Consider the following 16,235-nt stretch of genomic DNA (forward strand, 5'->3'; position numbering starts at 1 on the left):
ACAAAGTTATCCACAGATTTTGTGGGTGAGAAAACGGCATCCACTACGCAACTTTGCGTAACTTTCTGTGTCACGAGAGGCCTGGCGAGCTGGGCCATAATCGCCGCTTGCCTTCATCCGAGCGGAGAGAAAATTGCTGTCCATCATACAAGCCGCAGGCTGGCCCATCTGGCCACTGATCGCCTGCTCTGTCCTGGCATTGGCGCTGATTTTCGAGCGCTTCGTGGCCCTGAAAACCGCGCGTGTCGCCCCACCCAAACTGCTGGACGAAGCCATCACCGTATCGGCCAAGGCCGTTCCCACGCCCGATGTGGTGAACCAGCTGGCCCAGAACTCCGCGCTGGGCGAGGTGCTGGCCAGCGGCCTGCGCGCCTTCAACAACAACCCCCTGTGCACCGAGGCCGATTTGCGCGCCACCATGGAGGGCTCCGGGCGCACCGTGGCGCACCGGCTCGAAAAATACCTCAATGCCCTGGCAACCATAGCCTCGGCAGCCCCGCTGCTGGGCCTGCTGGGTACCGTGATCGGCATGATCGAGATTTTTGGCTCGCAGGTGGGCACCGGCGGCGCCAGCCAGGCCATGGGCGGCGGCAACCCGGCGCAGCTGGCACATGGCATCTCGGTTGCGCTGTACAACACGGCATTCGGCCTGATCGTGGCGATTCCGGCGCTGATCTTCTGGCGCTATTTCCGCAGCCGCGTGGACGCCTACCTGCTCACGCTGGAGCTGGCCTCCGAGCAGTTTGTGCGCCACATCCTGCGGCTGCGCAAAACGAAATGAGCGCCCCGCGGTGCCGGAAAGACTGAGCGCATGAACTTTCGCCCCCGTGCCAAGGATGAACCCGAGATCAACCTGATCCCGTTCATCGATGTGCTGCTGGTGATCCTCATCTTCATGATGCTGACCACCACCTACAGCAAGTTCACCGAGCTGCAGCTGACGCTGCCCGTGGCCGACGCCGAGCAGCAGCGCGACCATCCCAAGGAAGTGATCGTGGCCGTGGCGGCCGACGGCCGCTATGCCGTCAACAAGGCCGCCGTCGACGGCAAGGGCGTGGATGCGGTGGCCCGTGCGCTGGGCCAGGCGGCCAGCGCCGGCCGCGACAGCGTGATCATCATCAGCGCGGACGCCACGGCGCCCCACCAGGCGGTGGTGACCGTGATGGAGGCCGCACGGCGCGTGGGCCTGAGCCAGATCACGTTTGCCACGCAGTCGTCGGCGGGCGCGCGCGCAGGCAACGGCCGCTAGCCACGATGGCTGCCTCCGGGCCGCAGCCGCCCTCTCCTTCCCCCGCGGTCAACCTGGCCACCGGTGGCCTGCAGCCTACGGGCCTGGCACGCATCTGGCGCTCGCGCGGGCCTGCAGCCTGGGCCTTGTGGCCCCTGTCCCTGGCCTACGGCGCGCTGGTGGCGCTGCGGCGCACGTTGTACCGACTGCGCATGCTGCGCACCGAACACCCAGGCGTGCCGGTCATCGTGGTGGGCAACGTGATTGCCGGCGGCGCGGGCAAGACCCCCGCGGTGATTGCCCTGGTGCGGCATCTGCAGGCACAGGGCTGGCAGCCGGGCGTGATCTCGCGCGGCTATGGCCGCAGCACCCGCGACTGCCGCGCGGTGCGCCCCGACAGCCCGGCCCTCGAAGTGGGGGATGAACCCGCCCTGATTGTCCGTGCCACCAGCGCACCCGTTTTCGTGGCGCCCCAGCGCATCACGGCGGCGCGTGCGCTGCTCGCCGCCCACCCCGGCACCGACATCCTGGTGTGCGACGACGGCCTGCAGCACCTGGCCCTGGCGCGCGACCTGGAGATCTGCGTCTTCAACAGTGACGGCCTGGGCAACGGCTTTTTGCTGCCCGCCGGTCCCCTGCGCGAGCCCTGGCCAAGGCCGGTGGACTGGGTGCTGCACGCCGGCCAGCCCCCCGCCGGGAGCGCGCCCAGTTTTGCGCTGCAGCGCAGGCTGGCGCCCCATGCATTGCGCGCGGATGGCCGGCAGGTGCCACTGGCCTCGCTGCGTGGCGGTCCGGTGCATGCCGTGGCGGCAGTTGCCCGGCCCGAAGAATTCTTTGCCATGCTGCGGGCGCAAGGCCTGCAGGTGGCAGGCGCCGAAGCCCTGCCAGATCACTATGATTTCAATCGCTGGAAGCGTTTTTCCGATAAACGCTTGGCACTGATGTGCACTGAAAAAGACGCGGTCAAGCTCTGGCCTTTGCATCCCGATGCGCTGGCGGTGCCACTGGAGGTTTGGATCGATCCCGCCTTCATGGCCGCCCTCGATGCCCGGCTTTCGGCGTGGCGGACCGCACCGCTATCATCCCCCTCTGCCTGATTTCCGGAAAACGCCGCCATGGATCCCAAACTGCTTGAATTGCTGGTCTGCCCTGTCACCAAAGGTCCGTTGACCTATGACCGCGAGCGCCAGGAACTGGTGTCGCGCAGCGCCCGCCTGGCATACCCTGTGCGCGACGGCATTCCCGTGCTGCTGGAAAACGAGGCGCGCACCCTGACCGACGAGGAACTGGAGGCGTGAGCCCCGCCACGGCCACCGGCTTCACGGTGCTGATTCCGGCACGCATGGCATCGAGCCGCCTGCCCGACAAGCCCCTGGCCGACATCGCCGGCCTGCCCATGGTGGTGCATGTGGCCCGCCGTGCCGCCCAGAGCGCCGCGGCCCGCGTGGTGGTGGCGGCCGATGACCCGCGCATCCTGCAAGCCTGCCAGGCCCACGGGGTGCAGGCCCTGCTCACGCGCACCGACCACGCCAGCGGCAGCGACCGGCTGGCAGAAGCCTGCACCCAGCTCGGGCTGGACGGCGATGCCGTGGTGGTCAACGTGCAGGGCGACGAGCCCCTGATGGACCCCGCGCTCATCGACGCCGTGGCGGCCCTGCTGCCCGCCCGCCCCGAAGCCAGCATGGGCACGGCAGCCCACGCCATCCACACCCTGGCCGACTACGAGAACCCCAGTGTCGTCAAGGTCGTGCTGGACGCGCGGGGCCTGGCCCACTATTTCAGCCGGGCACCGATTCCGCACGCCCGCGACCACGCGGGCCAGTCCTGGTGGCAAGGCGCCGCAGCCCAGGCTGCACCGGGCGTGGCGGCCCTGAACGGGTTCGCACCGCTGCGCCATATCGGCATCTACAGCTATCGCGCCGGCTTTTTGCGGCAGTTTCCTGGCCTGGCCCAGGCGCCCACCGAGGCGGTGGAAGCGCTGGAACAGTTGCGCGTCTTGTGGCATGGCCACCGCATTGCCGTGCACATCGCGGCGCAGGCTCCCGGCCCGGGCGTGGACACGCCCGCCGACCTGGATCGGGTGCGCGCGCTGCTGGCCTGAAACCCCGCGCGCCGCCACTGATTGGGGACGCGCCAGTAAGCCAGGGCAAGGCATGCACATGCTATCCTTGCCCGCAAAGAAAGCACTGCGTCTTGGGCCTTCGTTGCGCCTGCTGCCAGCCGTGCCCGCTGATTTCTAACCTTCGAGGATTTCCATGAGACTGATTTTGTTGGGCGCCCCCGGTGCCGGAAAGGGCACGCAAGCCACGTTCATCTGCCAGAAATACGGCATCCCGCAAATCTCCACCGGCGACATGCTGCGCGCAGCCGTCAAGGCTGGCACGCCGCTGGGCCTGCAGGCCAAGGCCGTGATGGATTCGGGCGCCCTGGTCAGCGACGACATCATCATCGGCCTCGTCAAGGAACGCATCACCCAACCCGACTGCGCCCAGGGCTTTCTGTTCGACGGTTTTCCCCGCACCATTCCACAGGCCGACGCCATGAAGGCGGCTGGCGTCAGGCTCGACTACGTGCTCGAAATCGACGTGCCGTTCGACGCCATCATCGAGCGCATGAGCGGTCGCCGTTCGCACCCCGCCAGTGGCCGCACCTACCACGTCAAGTTCAATCCACCCAAGGTGGCAGGCAAGGACGACCTGACCGGTGAAGACCTGATCCAGCGCGAAGACGACAAGGAAGAAACCGTCAAGAAACGCCTGCAGGTCTACAGCGACCAGACCCGCCCGCTGGTGGACTACTACAGCCACTGGGCCCAGGCCGAACCCGGCGCCGCCCCCAAATACCGCGCCATCAGCGGCACAGGCAGCGTCGAAGAAATCACGGCACGCGCAATGCAGGCCCTGGCGAGCTGAATCTCCGCTCGATCCGCACCGGCTGTGCGTCCGGTGCGGCACTGCGATAAGCGGTCACCACAGCAGGTCCAGCATCAGCGAGATGCGTGCCTTCACCGGAGACAGGCCCCGGGAATCGGGTAGCGCATCGCCAGGCCTGGGCAGCACCTGGCCTTCCGGGCAGCGCGTGGAACGCACTACTTTCACACCCGCCGCCTGCGCGCGCAGCAGCGCTGATTCCAGCACATGGTGAAGCGTGCCGTTGCCCGTGGCGGCCACCACGATGCCCTGCACGCCATCGCGCAACAGCGCATCCACCAGCGCACCCGTTGCGCCAGCGTAGCCCATCACCACCTCGACGCGCGGCCATTGCACGCAATTGACTATCTTTTCAAGAGCAACTTGTGCTTGCACTGATCGCGCCAACGGCCAATCCTGCACCAAACGCACCGCCCCCTCCTCCACCCAGCCCAGCGGGCCGGCCTCGCCCGAACTGAATGCATCTACCCGGTAGGGATGCACCTTCTGCACACGCTGCGCGCCATGCACCACGCCGGCCGCCACCACCATGACGCCCCGGGCCCCCGCAGTCGCCGCCACCGCGACGGCATCGAGCAGGTTCTGCGGTCCGTCAGGCGTCAAGGCCGTGGCGGGCCGCATCGCGCAGGTCAACACCACCGGCTTGCGGGCATCCAGCACCGAGTGCAAGAACCAGGCGGTCTCTTCCAGCGTATCCGTGCCGTGGGTGATGACCACGCCGCGCACCTCGGGATCGGCGAGCGCGCTGGCGCAACGCTCTGCCAGCGTCTGCCACACGCTGAACTCCATGTCCTTGCTGTCCAGCTGTGCAAGCTGCTCGGCCAACAACCCCCCGCAGGCCGCTGCCTGCAAGCCGGGCACCGCATGCAGCAACTGCTCAACACCCACCTGCGCGGCGGTGTAGCCAATGTTGTCGCCCCGGGTAGCAGATGTGCCAGCAATGGTTCCACCGGTTCCCAGCACCACAATTTTTTGCGTGTTCACTTGCATCCTTTGAAAAACTGGTGAAAAATACAGTTACTGGATTAATAAACAGTTATCCCCACCAACGTGGCACGCACTGGAAACACCATGCTCGACAACCCCAAGCTCACGGCCCGCCAGCAACAAATCCTGGACCTAATCCAGGTGGCCATCTCCCGCACCGGCGCTCCGCCCACCAGGGCAGAAATCGCCACAGAGCTGGGCTTCAAGTCCGCCAACGCCGCAGAAGAGCACCTGCAGGCCCTTGCCCGCAAGGGTGTCATCGAACTGGTCAGCGGCACGTCCCGCGGCATCCGCTTGCGTGGTGACACAGTGCGCTCCATCAATGCGGCGCGCGGCACCCAGTTCAGCCTGCCTATCCCGGGATTGTCGCAGCTGGTCTTGCCCCTGATTGGCCGCGTAGCGGCAGGCTCGCCCATTCTCGCGCAGGAGCATGTGGACCAGACCTACAGCGTGGAAAACAGCCTCTTCCAGCACAAGCCCGATTACCTGCTCAAGGTGCGCGGCATGTCCATGCGCGACGCCGGCATCATGGACGGCGATCTGCTAGCCGTGCAATCCACCCGGGAAGCCCGCAACGGCCAGATCGTGGTGGCCAGGCTGGGTGACGATGTCACCGTCAAACGCCTGCGTCGCACGGCCAGCACCATTGAGCTGCTGCCCGAAAACCCCGATTACCCCGTGATTGTGGTTCAGCCAGGCGAGGTTTTCGCGATTGAAGGCCTGGCCGTGGGCTTGATCCGCAACACCATGCTCATGTAATTCCCCATCCTCTGCTGCGCGCCTCAGGTGGCGGGCGTTTGGCAAGCCCCTGGCGGGTTTTCCAGCCCTGAGAGCGCGCACCCCCTGCAATCCTGCCTGTGCTCAACCCCTGATACATGGAGTTTTCACATGGGACTTGCCTTGTTCGCACTCTCTGCACTATCTCAACCGATTCACACCCTCGCGCAATGGCTGCATCCCAGGCGCTGCACGCCTGCGCACAGCCCTGCGCACGCGGCGCGCACACCCGGCGTGCGCCACGAAGGTCTTTCGTCCTGCGCGGTGGCCAGCATCGTCCCAGAGGTGGCAGGTTCGGCGTCAGGCAGCACGGGCTGTCAGCCCGCTGCTCGCATGCACAGTGCGTCTTGCGCCACCACCGGACCGGGCGCCGCAAGCCGTCGAGGCACCCGACGCCCGGTGCGCGTTCTGCATCCGGCATCCCGCTCGGAGGTCGGGCGCATGGTCATCTCGGGCCGCATGGCCGATGTCTGCGCCGAGCTGGAGCGCATGGCCGCTTGCGAAACATGCCACTGAGGCCCACATCCCCAGCTCTGGCGCAACGGGTGCCACAAAGCGTTGCATTCTGTTCGAGAGCCTAGGGGCGGCAAGACCTCCGACCAGCCCCCGCCAAGGCACAATGGCGGGATGAATATTGTGATTCTGGATGACTATCAGGATGCGGTGCGCAAACTCCATTGCGCAAGCCGGCTCGATCCCTACTCAGCAAAGGTCTACACCAACACGGTGAAAGGTCAGGGGCAACTGGCGGTGCGCCTGAAGGATGCAGACATCATCGTGCTGGTGCGTGAACGCACCCAGATCACGCGCCAGCTGGTCGAAAAACTGCCTCGACTGAAACTGATTGCCCAAACCGGCAAGATCGGCAGCCATATCGATGTGACTGCGTGCACCGAGCGCGGCATCGCCGTGGCCGAAGGTGTGGGTTCACCTGTGGCGCCGGCTGAACTTACCTGGGCGCTGGTGATGGCAGCCATGCGGCGCTTGCCCCAGTACATCGCCAATCTCAAACATGGCGCCTGGCAGCAGTCCGGCCTCAAAACGGCCTCGATGCCCCCCAACTTCTGCATCGGCAGCGTACTGCGAGGAAAAACACTGGGCATCTGGGGCTATGGCCGTATAGGACAACTGGTGGCCGGCTACGGCCGGGCATTTGGCATGAACGTACGCGTGTGGGGTCGTGAGGCCTCCCGCGCCCAGGCCCTGTCCGATGGATACCAGGCGGCCACCAACCGGGAAGAGTTCTTCTCGCAGTGCGATGTGCTCTCTCTGCACCTGCGACTCAATGATGAAACCCGCAGCATCATTTCGCTGGAAGACCTGTCGTGCATGAAGCCCACCGCACTGCTGGTCAATACCTCGCGCGCTGAATTGATTGAACCTGACGCCCTGATTGCAGCGCTGAACCGAGGACGCCCCGGTTTGGCGGCCGTTGATGTGTTTGAGAGCGAACCCATCCTGCAAGGCCATGCCCTGCTGCGCCTGGAAAACTGTATCTGCACACCCCACATCGGTTACGTCGAGCAGGACAGCTACGAGTTGTATTTCGGTGCTGCCTTCGACAACGTGGTGAACTACATCAAGGGTACACCCACGAATATCGTGAACCCGGGCGCACTGCAGGTCCGGCGCTGAGTATTGGCGCAGCCGCCCGCTCCCGTCGTTGTGGATTGGGCAGGCATCTATAAAAAATGGCTTCCTTCAGGAAGCCATTTTGGTAGGTGGGCAGCACCCAGAGATGCTGCCAAGGTGCCTCTGAATTCAGTTCAGAGGGGTCTTCTTGCCGTCCTTGTACACATACAGTGTGATGGCGGGGTTCTTCATTTCGCCGTTAGGCTCAAATGCGATCGTGGAGGTCACGCCCTTGAATTGCGACTTGAGCAATTCGGGGGTATAGACCTTGGGGTCCACCGAATTGGCGCGCTTCATGGCGTCCACGATCAATTGCGTGGCGTCATAGGTGTAGGGGCTGTAGACTTGGAACTGGCCTGGATACTTGGCATCGTACTTGGCCTTCCATGCCTTGCCGCCGGGCATCTTGTCGAGTGACGCGCCGCCTTCGGCACACACCACATTGGACAGCGTCTTGGCACCGGCAGCCAACTTGGCGATTTCGGAGGTGCAGATACCGTCACCACCGAAATATTTCACGTTGCCCATGCCCAGTTGCTCCATCTGGCGCAGCATCGGGCCACCCTGGGGATCCATACCGCCGAAGAAGATGGCATCAGGATTTTTGGACTTGATAGCCGTCAGGATGGCCATGAAATCGGTGGCCTTGTCGGTCGTGAACTGCTCGTCCACCACCTTCATGCCCTTTTCTGCAGCCACCTTCTTGAACACGTTGGCCACACCCTGGCCATACGCCGTGCGATCGTCAACGATGGCGACGGTCTTAAGCTTGAGCGTGTCAGCCGCGTAGAAGGCCAGTCCGGCACCCAAGGCGTTGTCGTTGGCAATGATGCGGAAGGTGGTCTTGTAGCCAGGCTTCGTGAGGTTGGGGTTGGTGGCCGCACCCGTGACATGAGGAATGCCACAGTCGTTGTAGACCTTGGAAGCAGGAATGGTCGTACCGGAGTTCAGGTGACCCACAACGCCAGCCACCTTGGCATCGCACAATTTCTGTGCAGCAGCCGTGCCCTGCTTGGGGTCCGCCGCATCGTCTTCTGCTTGCAACTCGAACTTGATTTTCTTGCCACCGATGGTGATGCCCTGAGCATTCAATTCTTCAATGGCCATGCGCGCACCATTTTCGTTGTCCTTGCCGTAGTGGGCTTGCGCACCGGAAACCGGAGCCACATGGCCGATCTTGACCACTTGCTCTTGTGCAGAGGCCATACCAGCAACAGCCGCGATAGCAGCAACCGCGGTCAGTTTCAACTTCAATTGCATATCAATCTCCAGTAAAGATAAACGCTGAGAAGAGTTCTTGTGTCTCAACGCAGGTGAACATATCGCAATTTACGGGCCAGATCACTAGGGAACACGCGTAAATGCACGGGAAACCACAGGGAGTTACCCTGTCATCCCCCCGGCTGCGACGAAGCGCCGGCGGCCAATTCGTCGGCCACCGCCTCATAGACCGCATGCCGCACCACCGATTCAATCTCTTCCCGCAGGCGGGGCAGCACGGAGCGTGTCTGCTCCTGTATCACCAGGGCAATCGCCTCACGCAACCGCTGATCCAGCACGCCATCGACGCGCTGCATCACTCGGTGCACCATGTACTCTTCCATGCCCTGCGGCAAGGGCGGTACCGGGCGGGGGGATGACTGGATGGGCCGAACTCCGTGATTACCCGCCGCGTTCCTGTCCAACGTCTGCACAGGCACTGCAGGAGGCGAAACCCCGAACTGGGGCGATGGCGCAGGTTTCGCAATGAAGGGTTCGACCGCCAGAGGCGATGCCGCTGGTTGCGCCAGTGGCACTGAAACGGGGAGCACGTCGGCCCCCTGTACCACGTCAGTGAGGGTGGGCACAAAACGAGGGAGCGACTTGGGAGGAAGAGGCATCAGTCAGCTTTCGATACCAGATCATGGCGGGTGATGGAATACCCTCGCGATGCATAGTGGCGCCAGCGGGTTCGCGCTCCACGCCGGTCCGCTTCATCCGTGGCACTCACCACCTCGACCAAACGCGCAAAACTACCAAACCCTTCAGGGACTGCACCTCCCATGTTGAGCAGCATCTCTTGGTGCGGCGCTTGCCGCGCATCCAGAGCGAGCACCACGGGCGAGTAACGCAAAAGCTCGTCCCCAGCATCACTGCGGCAATGCGCCAGAAAATCCTGAGGCATCATGTTCCAGAGCATTCCGTCCAGTTCCGCCAGAATGTCCGCAGGACCGGCGATCAAGAGCCGCACGCCACTGCGTTGTGCCTTGCGTGCAAACCGGCATGCGTAGACCAGTTTGTCAGGCGCATTGAAGTGGAAAGATATTTCGGTCATACCGATCTCAGTCGGGCTTTGAGCGGCCCTTGCGCTTTGCTGGCTGCGCGGGTGAACCCTCTTTCCTCGCATTCTGCGCAGACAACTGCTGCGCATGGCCCAGCAGGTAATGCACCAGCAACCCAACAGGCCGACCAGTGGCGCCCTTTGTGGCCCCCCCTTTCCATGCAGTTCCGGCGATGTCGAGGTGCGCCCATGGAAGCTCTCCCACAAAACGCTGCAGGAACTTGGCCGCGGTGATAGATCCCCCCGCCCGCCCCGCCACATTGCCCATGTCCGCGAAATTACTCTTCAAGCCCTCGGCGTAGTCCTCGTCCAGCGGCATGCGCCAGCAAAGGTCCTCAGCCGCCTCCCCGGCCACTGACAGGGCTGCGGCAAGCGCGTCGTTATTGGAAAAGAGTCCACTGCGCACGCCCCCCAAAGCAATCACACAGGCCCCGGTCAAGGTGGCGATGTCCACCAATGCCGCAGGCTTGAAACGCGCGGAGTAGGTCAAGACATCACACAGAACCAACCGACCTTCCGCGTCCGTATTCAACACTTCAATGGTCTGACCGCTCATGCTGGAGACAACGTCACCGGGTTTCACAGCCCGACCATCCGGCATGTTCTCACAGGCGGGAATGAGGCCAACCACATTGATCGCAGGTTGCAATTCTCCAAGTGCACGAAACACACCAAGCACACTCGCTGCGCCACACATGTCGAACTTCATTTCATCCATTTCGGCAGCGGGCTTGATGGAAATGCCGCCGGTATCAAAAGTGATGCCCTTACCCACCAACACCACCGGTGCTGCGGTCTTGCCCGCACCGCTGTATCGCAGCTCGATCAACCGCAGCGGCTCCTCCGAACCTTGCGCGACAGCGATGAATGCACCCATGCCAAGACGGGCCACGTCGGTGGGACCATGCACTTTGCACTGGATGCGGGGTTGCCCCGCAAGGGACTTGGCGGCTTCGGCCAAAAGACTCGGCGTTGCGTGGTTGGCCGGACGGTTCCCCCATTCCCTGGCAAATTCCACGCCCTCCACCAGTCCAACTCCTTGCGCAAAAGCCTCGCGAACCGCCTCTGCACGGGGGACACCGATCACCACCCGGTTCAAGGTGCGTGCTTCCGCCTTGGACTTGGTGGTGGTGTAAACATAACTGGCATCCGCCACTGCCTGCACGGCAGCGCATACCCCACCTGCCTGGGCATCCCCAGCAAAGCAAACCACTGCACGCTTGACCTGGGGCAACCTGAAACTTGCGGCGATGGCCTGCAGCGCAAGACGAACGGCGCGGGCCGAACCATTGCCAGCCCCCAGCAAAACGACACGGCGCGCGCTCAAGGCCGGTGCCAGATAGAGTTGCAGGTTCTTTCCTGCTTTGGTATCGAGATCGCCACATTTGAGCGCATGGTCCACGAGCACCGACAAGGCATCCAGTCCCGGCCTGAAGCCCTCGGGGACCAATACGACCAGGAGATCGCATTTTTCGGTTGCCGCTGCTGGCAGCGCCAGCGTCTTCAGATCAAAGTTCATAATCGCTGTTTTCCTTCGAGCCAATGTTATTCGATTCATCCATTCGCAAAGAGCTGGCGCGCAGCTTTGGGGCAACGCTCGTCGTGCTGGTGACCGTGGTCATGACCATGATGCTGATCCGTACCCTGGGCCAGGCGTCGCGCGGTAGCGTCAATCCTTCCGACGTCATGCTGGTCATGGGTTACACGGTGCTGGGGCAGCTCCCAACCATCCTCAGTCTGAGCCTTTTCATGGCCGTGGTGAGTGTGCTGTCACGCATGTACCGGGACAGCGAAATGGTCATCTGGTTCTCAGCCGGCCAGGGTCTGGTGAGTCTGCTTCACCCCTTGCTGCGCTTCGCGTGGCCTGCGATGGCGGTCATTGCCATCCTGTCCTTGGGCGTGTGGCCCTGGGCCAATGCGCAGATACAGGAACTCAAGACCCGGTATGAACAACGCAGTGACATCGATCGCATCGCACCGGGTGAGTTTCAGGAATCAGCCAACGGCACCCGGGTGTTCTTTATCGACAAGGACAGCCCGGACACACAGGTAGGTAACAATATTTTCATCGCTACCAGCAACGGCACCAAGGAATCGGTGACATCCGCCCGCAGTGCCCGGCTGGAGATCCGCGCTGGCGAACGTTTTGCGCTGCTCAGCCAGGGACAGCGGCTGGAATCCGCCACGGACCAACATGGCCTGAAGATCAGCGAATTCGCCGAATACGGCACGCGCATAGGGTCAGCCTCCAGCGCCTCAACAGAACAGCTCGCTGTCAAAACCCGCACCACGCATGAGTTACTGACGCAATCGACGATTCCCGCCTACCAGGCAGAACTGGGCTGGAGGCTGGGACTCGCGCTGGCAGCAATCAATTTTGTGGTTCTGGGCCTGGCGCTGGCCAGCGTGAACCCGCGCGCCGGGCGCAGCGGAAGCCTGATGTTTGCCCTGTTCGCCTTCGTTGTCTACTTCAACCTCATGACGCTGGGACAGAGCTGGGTGGGAGCAGGCAAGCTGGGCCTGTCAGCCTTTATGTTTTTCCTGCACGGTGGCACTCTTGTTCTCGCCCTGACCGTTTTGGCCGCAAGGCACAACCGCTGGACATTGCGGCACCTACAGCCTGTACGGAGGACCCCATGAAGGTACTTCGTCGCTTCATTCATCGAGAGGCCCTCCTTGCCGTGGGATTTGTGACCCTGGCTTTTCTGGCGCTGTTTTTCTTCTTCGATCTGGTGGACGAACTGCGCTGGGTTGGACGGGCGGGACCTGACGGCTACCAACTGTCCCATGCGCTGCTCTTTGTCGTTCTGAGCATTCCCAGTCACCTGTATGAGTTACTCCCGATTACCGTGCTCATAGGGACTATTTTCGTGATGGCGCGGCTGGCGCAAAGCTCTGAATTCACCATCATGCGCACGAGTGGCTTGAGCCCCTGGCAAGCGTTGCGTACTTTGCTGACACTCGGGGGATTCTTCGTGCTGCTGACGTTTTCCGTGGGTGACTACATTTCTCCCCTGACCGAACGGGCAGCGCAGCTCATCAAAGTACGCCACCTGGGCCGATTGACTTCTGGCGCGACCGGCGCCTGGCTCAAGGAACGCCAACAAGAACATTCATATGCAGTGAACGTGCGCGCATTGACGCCAGATGGCGGCATGCTGGGCGTGCGTATTTTTGAGTTTGATGAGAAGGGGCGGCTGGCGTCGCAGACCCATGCGGAAACTGGACGCTTCCCATCCCCTGGGAACAAGGGAAGCTGGGAGTTACATCAGGTGCGGCGCAGCAGTTTTGTACTTCAAGGCGGTGAAGAAGCCCGTGTTGAACGCTTGCAGGCGCCGATGCTGCAATGGCCGACTCGCATCAGTGCGGATATGGTTGCTGCTTCGCTGCTCAAACCTGACCGCATGGCCACGTTTGATCTCTTCCAATACATCCGGCACCTTGATGCCAATGGCCAGTCTGCCCAACGCTATGAAATCGAGTTCTGGCGCAAGGTTTTTTATCCATTGAGTTGCCTGGTGATGGTGGTGCTGGCATTGCCTTTTGCCTACTTGCACTTTCGTGCGGGTGGCATCGCAGGTTATGTGTTTGGCGGAGTGATGGCGGGTATCAGTTTCTTCCTGCTCAACAATGTGTTTGGCTACGCAGGCAATCTGCAAAACTGGTCCCCGTGGCTCACTGCGGCCGCTCCGGGAATGATTTATTCTTTATTGTCGCTTGCAGCCTTTGGGTGGCTGGTATTGCGACGCTGACCTTTGCGCCGCTCGTTGTATGTCCCGAAACTCACCTGCCATCATCCTCTTTTCGCATGGTTCACGCGATCCACTATGGCGCGCTCCCATCGAGGCTGTTGCCGCGCGCATTGGCTTGCAGCATCCTGAAATGCTGGTGCAATGCGCCTATCTTGAGCTTTGTGAACCTACATTGGCACAAGCTGCCGATCTCCTTGCGCAACAAGGGGCAACCCACATCACGGTGGTCCCCATGTTTCTGGGCACCGGCAAGCATGCACGAGAAGACCTTCCTGTACTGGTGGAGCAACTGCGCTTGCGCCACACTTCGGTGCACTTCACGGTGCAGGGTGCAATCGGTGAAGACAAACGAATGACAGCACTGATGGCCGAGATTGCTTGCGACACTTCGGCAACCACACCACCTCCTTAGACAAATGCAGCATAATGATGCGACTTTTTAGGCCGCATCTGATATGAATCTGCACCAATTCCGATTTGTTCAAGAGGCCGCGCGCCGCAACCTCAATCTGACCGAAGCCGCCAAGGCCCTGCACACCTCCCAACCAGGGGTGTCCAAGGCGATCATTGAGCTGGAAGAGGAACTGGGGATCGACATCTTTGCGCGCCATGGCAAGCGGCTCAAGCGCATTACAGAGCCAGGCCAGCATGTCCTCAAAAGCATCGAAATCATCATGCGTGAGGTGGGAAACCTGAAGCGCATTGGCGAGCAGTTCAGTGCGCAGGACAGTGGAACGCTGTCTATCGCAACAACCCACACCCAGGCCCGCTATGTACTGCCCGTACCAGTAGCGCGGCTGCGAGAGGCGTACCCCAAAGTCAACATCAGCCTACACCAAACCACGCCCGACCAAGTCGCCCGCATGGTCATTGATGAAGTGGCAGAAATCGGCATGGCCACCGAGTCGCTGGCCGACTATCCCGAATTGGTGACCCTACCCTGCTATGAATGGCAACATGTATTGGTGCTCCCCCCCAACCATTCGTTGATCCATAAAGAACGCATTGGCCTGGATGACATAGCCCATGAACCACTCATTACATACCACCCAACATTCACAGGTCGGGGCAAGATTGATCTGGCTTTTGCAACCAGGCGCCTGCAGCCTCGCATTGCACTGGAAGCCATAGACTCCGACGTGATCAAGACTTATGTCCGGCTAGGCCTGGGCATAGGCATCGTGGCAGAAATGGCCATGCGTGACGACCCGGTGGGTGATCTGGTGGTACGCCCCGTGGGACACCTTTTCGGTCAAAGCGTCGCACGCGTGGCTTTTAAACGTGGCGCCTATTTGCGCAACTTTGTCTATAAATTCGCCGAACTGCTCAGTGACCGTCTGAGTCGCGAATTGATTGCCCGTGCCATGACTGGGCATGTCAACGATTACGAGCTCTGATCAGTCGGCAGAGTTTTCCAAACTTCCTTCTCGTCCGCCCTCTCGCTATGACAAACACGTTCCAGAAATCACTCACCCCCACGTTTCCAAGCAAGCTGCCCCACGTTGGAACCACCATTTTTACCGTCATGTCGGCATTGGCTGCTGAGCATGGTGCTGTTAACTTGGGCCAGGGGTTTCCTGATTTTGAATGTGATCCTGCCTTGGTAAACGCTGTGACCCAAGCCATGAAGAATGGTCACAACCAGTACCCGCCGATGCCTGGCGTTTCTGCATTGCGCGAAGCAGTTGCTCTAAAAATTGAAGCACTGCACGGCCGAAAATATGACCCAACCACGGAAATAACCATCACGGCAGGAGCCACTCAGGCGATCTTCACAGCCATTCTTGCCATCGTGCATGCGGGCGATGAAGTCATCGTGCTCGACCCCTGCTATGACAGTTACGCGCCCAATATTGAGTTGGCGGGTGGCACCGTTGTTCGCGTACCTCTTACCCCAGGGACTTTTCGCCCTGACTTTGATCGCATCGGCGCAGCAATCACACCACGTACCCGCGCACTCATCGTCAACAGCCCGCACAACCCGAGCGCCACCATCTGGAGTGCCGCGGATATGCAAAAACTACAGGATCTGCTGGCTCCCACCAACATTCTGCTCATCAGCGACGAAGTCTACGAACATATGGTTTTCGATGGCGCCGAACACCAGAGCGCTGCCCGTTTTCCGGGGCTTGCCTCTCGCGCATTTGTCGTATCGAGTTTTGGGAAAACTTTCCATGTCACAGGATGGAAGGTAGGGGCTGTAGCAGCACCCGCAGCGCTCACTGCCGAATTCCGCAAAGTGCACCAATTCAATGTGTTCACCGTAAACACTCCGATGCAACATGGACTGGCGGAGCATCTGAGAGATCCAGCGCCTTATCTTCAACTGCCAGCTTTCTATCAGGCCAAACGCGATCTGTTCCGCCAGGGATTGGAAGGCTCCCGCCTGAAACTGCTACCCAGTACGGGCAGCTATTTCCAGTGTGTCGACATTTCCGAAATAAGCCATCTTCCTGAGTCCGATTTTTGTCAATGGCTCACACGCGAAGTGGGTGTGGCAGCCATCCCTCTCTCTGCTTTCTACGGCGATAGTCCCCGATGGCCAGGTCAAATTCCCCCACCCTTGGCCACCCCAAATTCCCCCAGGCAGGACGACCAGATTATGACGA

General features: G+C 61.4%; 18 protein-coding genes. 13 read left to right on the top strand and 5 right to left on the bottom strand.

The window, feature by feature from the left end; genetic code table 11:
• The first annotated feature begins 133 nt into the window (after positions 1-133).
• The 6 genes from AC1Q5S_RS19605 (at position 134) to adk (ending at position 4,140) form a co-directional block, all read left to right on the top strand.
• The gene (locus tag AC1Q5S_RS19605) at positions 134-781 is read left to right on the top strand and encodes a MotA/TolQ/ExbB proton channel family protein (protein ID WP_303836047.1); all 648 of its coding nucleotides are present in this window, start codon (positions 134-136) and stop codon (positions 779-781) included.
• A gap of 30 nt (positions 782-811) precedes the next feature.
• Positions 812-1,249 (top strand): ExbD/TolR family protein, encoded by a 438-nt coding sequence (locus AC1Q5S_RS19610; RefSeq protein ID WP_492239279.1) that lies wholly within the window; start codon positions 812-814, stop codon positions 1,247-1,249.
• A 5-nt stretch (positions 1,250-1,254) separates the two neighbouring features.
• Positions 1,255-2,325 (top strand): tetraacyldisaccharide 4'-kinase, encoded by a 1,071-nt coding sequence (gene lpxK / locus AC1Q5S_RS19615; protein ID WP_492239280.1) that lies wholly within the window; start codon positions 1,255-1,257, stop codon positions 2,323-2,325.
• A gap of 18 nt (positions 2,326-2,343) precedes the next feature.
• Complete coding sequence (locus AC1Q5S_RS19620; RefSeq protein ID WP_026436501.1) at positions 2,344-2,526, top strand: Trm112 family protein; 183 nt, start codon at positions 2,344-2,346, stop codon at positions 2,524-2,526.
• Complete coding sequence (gene kdsB, locus AC1Q5S_RS19625; RefSeq protein WP_492239281.1) at positions 2,523-3,329, top strand: 3-deoxy-manno-octulosonate cytidylyltransferase; 807 nt, start codon at positions 2,523-2,525, stop codon at positions 3,327-3,329. The genes AC1Q5S_RS19620 and kdsB overlap by 4 nt, the downstream gene beginning before the upstream one ends.
• 154 nt (positions 3,330-3,483) lie before the next feature.
• On the top strand, positions 3,484-4,140 hold the full coding sequence (adk, locus tag AC1Q5S_RS19630) for an adenylate kinase (RefSeq protein WP_492239282.1): 657 nt from the start codon (positions 3,484-3,486) through the stop codon (positions 4,138-4,140).
• Between the two features lie 54 nt (positions 4,141-4,194).
• Here the strand turns inward: adk and AC1Q5S_RS19635 are convergent, their stop codons facing one another.
• Entirely contained in the window at positions 4,195-5,148 is a 954-nt protein-coding gene (locus AC1Q5S_RS19635; RefSeq protein ID WP_492239283.1) for an asparaginase, read from the bottom strand.
• 81 nt (positions 5,149-5,229) lie between these two features.
• Here AC1Q5S_RS19635 and lexA point away from each other — a divergent pair, with 81 nt between their 5' ends.
• Together lexA and AC1Q5S_RS19645 are read left to right on the top strand one after the other, a co-directional pair.
• Entirely contained in the window at positions 5,230-5,904 is a 675-nt protein-coding gene (gene lexA / locus AC1Q5S_RS19640) for a transcriptional repressor LexA (protein WP_092698507.1), read from the top strand.
• Between the two features lie 645 nt (positions 5,905-6,549).
• On the top strand, positions 6,550-7,557 hold the full coding sequence (locus tag AC1Q5S_RS19645) for a D-2-hydroxyacid dehydrogenase family protein (protein ID WP_303836032.1): 1,008 nt from the start codon (positions 6,550-6,552) through the stop codon (positions 7,555-7,557).
• Between the two features lie 126 nt (positions 7,558-7,683).
• Here the strand turns inward: AC1Q5S_RS19645 and AC1Q5S_RS19650 are convergent, their stop codons facing one another.
• From AC1Q5S_RS19650 to AC1Q5S_RS19665, 4 genes are all read right to left on the bottom strand, one after another.
• On the bottom strand, positions 7,684-8,814 hold the full coding sequence (locus tag AC1Q5S_RS19650; RefSeq protein WP_303836030.1) for a branched-chain amino acid ABC transporter substrate-binding protein: 1,131 nt from the start codon (positions 8,812-8,814) through the stop codon (positions 7,684-7,686).
• A 131-nt stretch (positions 8,815-8,945) separates the two neighbouring features.
• Positions 8,946-9,158, bottom strand: a complete 213-nt coding sequence (locus AC1Q5S_RS19655) for a hypothetical protein (protein ID WP_369693256.1) — start codon at positions 9,156-9,158, stop codon at positions 8,946-8,948.
• 275 nt (positions 9,159-9,433) lie between these two features.
• Positions 9,434-9,868, bottom strand: a complete 435-nt coding sequence (locus tag AC1Q5S_RS19660; RefSeq protein WP_492239284.1) for a DNA polymerase III subunit chi — start codon at positions 9,866-9,868, stop codon at positions 9,434-9,436.
• Between the two features lie 7 nt (positions 9,869-9,875).
• Positions 9,876-11,393 (bottom strand): leucyl aminopeptidase, encoded by a 1,518-nt coding sequence (locus tag AC1Q5S_RS19665; RefSeq protein WP_492239285.1) that lies wholly within the window; start codon positions 11,391-11,393, stop codon positions 9,876-9,878.
• Positions 11,394-11,476: 83 nt separating this feature from the next.
• Between AC1Q5S_RS19665 and lptF the strand changes: the two genes are divergently transcribed.
• From lptF to AC1Q5S_RS19690, 5 genes are all read left to right on the top strand, one after another.
• Positions 11,477-12,514, top strand: a complete 1,038-nt coding sequence (lptF, locus tag AC1Q5S_RS19670) for an LPS export ABC transporter permease LptF (RefSeq protein ID WP_492239286.1) — start codon at positions 11,477-11,479, stop codon at positions 12,512-12,514.
• Positions 12,511-13,626 carry an LPS export ABC transporter permease LptG gene (lptG, locus tag AC1Q5S_RS19675; RefSeq protein WP_492239287.1) on the top strand — a complete coding sequence of 372 codons (1,116 nt, stop codon included), beginning with the start codon at positions 12,511-12,513 and terminating at the stop codon, positions 13,624-13,626. Before lptF ends, lptG begins: the two co-directional genes overlap by 4 nt.
• A gap of 19 nt (positions 13,627-13,645) precedes the next feature.
• On the top strand, positions 13,646-14,038 hold the full coding sequence (locus tag AC1Q5S_RS19680) for a sirohydrochlorin chelatase (RefSeq protein ID WP_303836021.1): 393 nt from the start codon (positions 13,646-13,648) through the stop codon (positions 14,036-14,038).
• A 43-nt stretch (positions 14,039-14,081) separates the two neighbouring features.
• On the top strand, positions 14,082-15,023 hold the full coding sequence (locus tag AC1Q5S_RS19685) for a CysB family HTH-type transcriptional regulator (protein ID WP_303836020.1): 942 nt from the start codon (positions 14,082-14,084) through the stop codon (positions 15,021-15,023).
• Positions 15,024-15,070: 47 nt separating this feature from the next.
• The coding region (locus AC1Q5S_RS19690; protein WP_492239288.1) for a pyridoxal phosphate-dependent aminotransferase at positions 15,071-16,235 on the top strand (1,165 nt) is incomplete at its 3' end.

It is taken from the genome of Acidovorax sp. GW835-FHT14B10 (assembly GCF_058793725.1).

Coding starts and splice junctions, on each gene's coding strand:
- AC1Q5S_RS19685 (WP_303836020.1), top strand. CDS start 14,082: ATGAATCTGCACCAATTCCGATTTGTTCAAGAGGCCGCGCGCCGCAAC.
- lptG (WP_492239287.1), top strand. CDS start 12,511: ATGAAGGTACTTCGTCGCTTCATTCATCGAGAGGCCCTCCTTGCCGTG.
- lpxK (WP_492239280.1), top strand. CDS start 1,255: ATGGCTGCCTCCGGGCCGCAGCCGCCCTCTCCTTCCCCCGCGGTCAAC.
- AC1Q5S_RS19655 (WP_369693256.1), bottom strand. CDS start 9,158: ATGGAAGAGTACATGGTGCACCGAGTGATGCAGCGCGTCGATGGCGTG.
- adk (WP_492239282.1), top strand. CDS start 3,484: ATGAGACTGATTTTGTTGGGCGCCCCCGGTGCCGGAAAGGGCACGCAA.
- AC1Q5S_RS19650 (WP_303836030.1), bottom strand. CDS start 8,814: ATGCAATTGAAGTTGAAACTGACCGCGGTTGCTGCTATCGCGGCTGTT.
- lexA (WP_092698507.1), top strand. CDS start 5,230: ATGCTCGACAACCCCAAGCTCACGGCCCGCCAGCAACAAATCCTGGAC.
- AC1Q5S_RS19635 (WP_492239283.1), bottom strand. CDS start 5,148: ATGCAAGTGAACACGCAAAAAATTGTGGTGCTGGGAACCGGTGGAACC.
- AC1Q5S_RS19660 (WP_492239284.1), bottom strand. CDS start 9,868: ATGACCGAAATATCTTTCCACTTCAATGCGCCTGACAAACTGGTCTAC.
- AC1Q5S_RS19620 (WP_026436501.1), top strand. CDS start 2,344: ATGGATCCCAAACTGCTTGAATTGCTGGTCTGCCCTGTCACCAAAGGT.
- AC1Q5S_RS19645 (WP_303836032.1), top strand. CDS start 6,550: ATGAATATTGTGATTCTGGATGACTATCAGGATGCGGTGCGCAAACTC.
- AC1Q5S_RS19665 (WP_492239285.1), bottom strand. CDS start 11,393: ATGAACTTTGATCTGAAGACGCTGGCGCTGCCAGCAGCGGCAACCGAA.
- AC1Q5S_RS19610 (WP_492239279.1), top strand. CDS start 812: ATGAACTTTCGCCCCCGTGCCAAGGATGAACCCGAGATCAACCTGATC.
- AC1Q5S_RS19680 (WP_303836021.1), top strand. CDS start 13,646: ATGTCCCGAAACTCACCTGCCATCATCCTCTTTTCGCATGGTTCACGC.